General features: G+C 58.7%; 1 protein-coding gene. It reads right to left on the bottom strand.

Features of this window, described 5'->3' with window-relative positions; all coding sequences use genetic code 11:
- Positions 1 to 309, bottom strand: a 309-nt coding sequence (locus AC1DF0_RS32350) for a VOC family protein (RefSeq protein WP_477577683.1), incomplete at its 3' end; no start/stop codon positions are given.
- Positions 310 to 433: the final 124 nt, after the last annotated feature.

The raw sequence follows: 433 nt of genomic DNA, 5'->3' as shown, positions 1-433 counted from the left end.
GATCGGCTGGGCGCCGAGTTCCAGGGCACGCTTGTAGGCCTTTTGCGAATCCTTGACCCGGAACGCCATGCCGCACACCGACGGGCCGTGCTCGGCCGCGAAGTACGAGGCCACGCTGTGGGGTTCGTTGTTGAGGATCAGGTTGATCGAGCCCTGGCGATATAGGTGCACGTCTTTGGAGCGGTGGGTCGCGACCTTGGTGAAGCCCATGATCTCGAAGATCGGCTCCAGGGTGTTCGGGGTCGGCGATGCGAATTCGATGAACACAAAGCCCATCAGGCCCATTGGGTTTTCGTATAAATCTGCCATTTTGGCGCCTCATCATGCTTTTAGAATTAACGGATCGTTAGTTGCTAGCAATGCTGAGACCGGCGGGTGGCGCGCAGGAGATGCCCCTCACGCTGCGGGCGAGGAAGTCACCGTAGATCAATTG

The sequence above is a fragment of the Paenibacillus sp. 05T425 genome, from assembly GCF_056396205.1.
This window is presented reverse-complemented; position numbering and strand designations above follow the sequence as displayed.